Annotated in this window: 3 protein-coding genes; 2 read left to right on the plus strand and 1 reads right to left on the minus strand. The window is 34.5% G+C overall.

Translation table 11 applies throughout. The features are described 5' to 3' along the window. The first annotated feature begins 18 nt into the window (after positions 1-18). Positions 19-1,512, plus strand: coding sequence for a hypothetical protein (locus ACFOOI_RS19900; RefSeq protein WP_379839843.1), 1,494 nt, complete (start codon positions 19-21; stop codon positions 1,510-1,512). Between the two features lie 74 nt (positions 1,513-1,586). On the opposite strand, the gene argH is transcribed toward ACFOOI_RS19900, so the two are convergent. Then, a complete protein-coding gene (argH, locus tag ACFOOI_RS19905) occupies positions 1,587-2,939 on the minus strand; it encodes an argininosuccinate lyase (protein ID WP_379839844.1) in 1,353 nt (450 codons plus the stop codon). Positions 2,940-3,261: 322 nt separating this feature from the next. Between argH and ACFOOI_RS19910 the strand changes: the two genes are divergently transcribed. After that, entirely contained in the window at positions 3,262-3,783 is a 522-nt protein-coding gene (locus ACFOOI_RS19910; protein ID WP_379839845.1) for a hypothetical protein, read from the plus strand. Positions 3,784-3,857 lie beyond the last annotated feature (74 nt).

The following is a 3,857-nucleotide window of genomic DNA, read 5'->3' on the forward strand; positions in this document are numbered from 1 at the left end:
GCATAAAACTTTCTCACAATGAAAAGCAAATTGCATATTTTTAGTGCTATTCTATTCACAATCGCTTCCTTTTCTTTTGTAAACAGTTCTGCTCAACAGCTACCTTGTAGTATTGGGACGCACCAAGTATTTACAGACGTATCTAATGAGAAGCCCGTATTGTTAAATCGTTTGGGCACTAGTCCCCAATTTGGCGAAATCGCAAAGCATACTGCTGATGGAGCTTACAAACATTTGGCTAACGTTCACCGTAGAAATACAAAAGGAAGCAGAAAAGAAATTGATACTTTCTTAATGGCCTTAGGATATAATGGATTTAGTGATCCTGCATTTTCAGCGGCTAAAATTACTCCTAGTATCTTGAAAAAAGGGAAAACCGGTTGGATGGGAGCATACAGCAGAGGTCACAAATACAAATGGTCAGTTTTAGGAAATGATTTTGAAACTTTCAAAATTGAGGCGAAAGACGGTTCTTGTTTCGCTTATATTATGAAAAAATGTGGTAACGCATTTTTTGATCCTTTGGATAATCCTAAATGTACAGACGTATGTGATCCAAAATGTTCAAATTACGATCCAACAAAATGTCCTCCTTTTTGCAAAACTCAAACTTTGACATTTGCTGGAAACGGAAAGATTCAAGCCTCAGATGTTATTAACTCAACTGAAAACTTGCCAGTGGTAGTTTCTTATGCAGGCAAAACCCTTTGTGTAGGTGAGTATACTGTGCCAGTAAGATTAACATATGAAATGACAGCAAGTGGTGATGTAAATTATGCAAAGACTGTTCAAGTATGTGATTACGGCAGTGGAATACCTGCTAACTTAAGTTTAAACCTACCTGTAAATATCAACTACAGCTTAGCTGCGTCAGACATTAACGTAGGTGAAGATGGTAAAATGGTAATGAACGTAAGTAAGAAACAATACAAGACACTTAAGAAAGTGTATGCTGCTTGCCCTGCAAACGTAGCTACTGCAAATGCTACCAATACTACTTTAGCAGCCAATAAAGTAAGTACTTCTTCGGAAGCTTCTGAAAGTACATCTTCTACAGGAAATGTAAAAGCAGGAGGAAACAATTGCGTAAAACAAACTTTGAAACTTTCAGGAAGTGCAGTAACCGAAGACGTTTCAGTAAAACAAACTACGCAAGAAGTTACTTTGATTGGTGTTTACAAAAAAGTGGGTAAGTTACAAGCAGGCGAAACTGCAGAGAAGTACATGTGTTTAGGTGCATACAATGTACCAGCCAACACTTCATTGCAATATGCTCTTAAAGGTTCTAGTAACTTGGATCAAATAATTGAAGTATGTGATAATGGTTCGGTTAAGCCAGTTGAGGAAATCTCGGTACCTCTTACTATGACTAATAGTTTTACTAAACAAGACTTGATGGTTGGAGACTATGGTAGAGTTTATATGCCATTGACCAAGAAACAATATAAGAAATTAAGCAAATCGTTTAAGCGTTGTTGTGGAGATGGAAGCACCTCTACTAAGTGTTTCTAAGATTTGAAATAATAGGTATAAAAAAGGAGGCATTTTTATTAAATGCCTCCTTTTTTGTATTTAATTAGGTCTACTTATTTCACTTCGTAGTTTAATAAGTTTTCGTAGGCTTGATGTATCTTCTCAAAGCCAAATGAATTAATTACTTCATCTTTCATTCGGGTAATCTCATCGTTACATAAATTACCTATACTTCCTTCTAAGGTATGGTTGAGGTCTTTTATGGGAATATACGCTTTGTTTTCTATTTGCATACCTATGGCTTTATAAGCATCTCTAAACGGCATACCTTCTATCACCATTTGATTTACGTTTTCTACACTGAATATCAAATCAAACTTAGGGTCTACCAAAAGGTCTTTGGAAACTTTTAAGTGTTTTACCATATATGCACTAATAGTTAGACACTCTTCTATTTCGTCAATAGCTGGAAAAATAACTTCTTTCAATATTTGAAACTCACGATGATAGCCAGAAGGTAGATTACTCTGCACAAATGCTATTTCGGTGGTGATTGCTTTTAGCTTATTTGCTTTACCTCTAAGCAGTTCTGCCACATCGGGGTTTTTTTTGTGAGGCATTATGCTTGAGCCAGTGGTCATGTCTTCAGGTAGTTTTAAGAAACCAAAGTTTTGACTGTTATACAGACAAACGTCCATAGCCAAACGAGAAATGGTTGCAGCTAAGTTAGTTATAGCACTTGCCAGCATATATTCAGATTTTCCGCGTGTCATTTGGGCGTAAACCACATTGTAGTTTAGGTCATCAAAGCCCAGTAACTCGGCTGTCATTTTTCTTTTTAGGGGAAATGAGCTTCCGTATCCTGCTCCTGAGCCAAGCGGATTTTTGTTAACTACTTTAAATACAGCCTGTAGGGCAATTAAATCGTCTACTAGACTCTCTGCATATGCTCCAAACCAAAGACCAAACGACGACGGCATTGCAATTTGTAAGTGGGTATAGCCTGGGAGTAAAACATCTTTATTGGCTTCACTTTGGGCTATTAGGTTTTCAAACAGCTCATTGGTAAGGTTGGTGATGTTTTCTATTCGGTCTCTGAAGTACATCTTTAGATCAACGAGCACTTGGTCGTTTCTAGACCTTCCACTATGGATTTTCTTGCCAATATCGCCAATTTTCTGTGTTAAGTTGTATTCTATTTGAGAATGGACGTCTTCAATTCCTTCATTTATTTCGAACTTCCCTTGATTTATATCAATTTTATACATTAACTTGCATTCGGATAATAAGATATCCAATTCCTGCTTCTCTAATAATTCGATATCCGCAAGCATTATTGCGTGAGCCATCGAACCGAATAAATCAAATTGTGCGAGTTTCAAATCGAGTTCACGGTCTTTTCCGACTGTAAATTTCTCGATTATTTCGTCTGTTTTTTTTGCGTTATCCTTTTGCCAAAGTTTCACTTTACTATTAAGTTTAATTATATGCAAATAAACAAAAAAAGAGTGACCAATGAGGCTTTCAGATGTCAAAATTAAAAAATGATAAAAATTTTGTGTCCGCTTAATCAGTTTTTTAGCATGATTATTGCAATATAAATAACTAGTAGGCACATAGAAATATGAACCTACGCTTATTACTATAAGAATTGGGCTTTTTGAAGCAGGTTAACATGTGTTTTGAAAAGTAGATGGATGAGGAAAATAATTTTATACTGGGACTTAAAGGTATAAATTATAGTTTCAAATATCGTGCCAAAATTATTATTGAGTGAATTAATAGAATATGAATAGAAATTTTACAATTAAATTGTATTTAAATTTTGCGTATACGGTTTTTGAAAGAAAAAACGTATACCTTTTACCTATACTTATATGTATGGGTATGTTTGTTTCCATACATACTTACTCTCAATCCAAACCTCTTGAAGGTTTTGACGTTTCTAATAAATTATTAAATTCTGATGGATACCTTAAGGGACTTTTAGATAATAGGGGCTTACAGGAACCTATTCAGTCTTCCTTGCCGTCTGAATCCATACTGTATAGTTTACCTCTAGAAAAAACATTTGATCTTATTAATAGGGATGTTTTCTTTTTAGCCACTCTCATTTTATTTAATAGCACTTCATATCAAAGTGAACTTTTTAAAACCTATTGTAACGGAGAGTGCCAATTGGCTTTTCCTGAAATAAAGGTTTTTCAAGTTTACCATAATGCCAAGAAAAGTGAAGATTATTTTAATTCTATAAAAATAAGAAAGAAAGAAGAAATAAAGCTTAAGTATTCATCTATAGAATACGGCTAAATCCAATAAAGTAAAAAAAAATAAACCATACTATTTATACCAAGTTTTTGATCGAATCTAATACATAATTTAAA

The organism is Lacihabitans lacunae (genome assembly GCF_042649125.1).
In the GTDB taxonomy this organism is placed as follows: Bacteria; Bacteroidota; Bacteroidia; order Cytophagales; family Spirosomataceae; genus Leadbetterella; species Leadbetterella lacunae.

Excerpts from the sequence above, each read along its gene's own strand:
- ACFOOI_RS19910 (WP_379839845.1), top strand. The coding sequence starts at position 3,262 with ATGAATAGAAATTTTACAATTAAATTGTATTTAAATTTTGCGTATACG.
- ACFOOI_RS19900 (WP_379839843.1), top strand. The coding sequence starts at position 19 with ATGAAAAGCAAATTGCATATTTTTAGTGCTATTCTATTCACAATCGCT.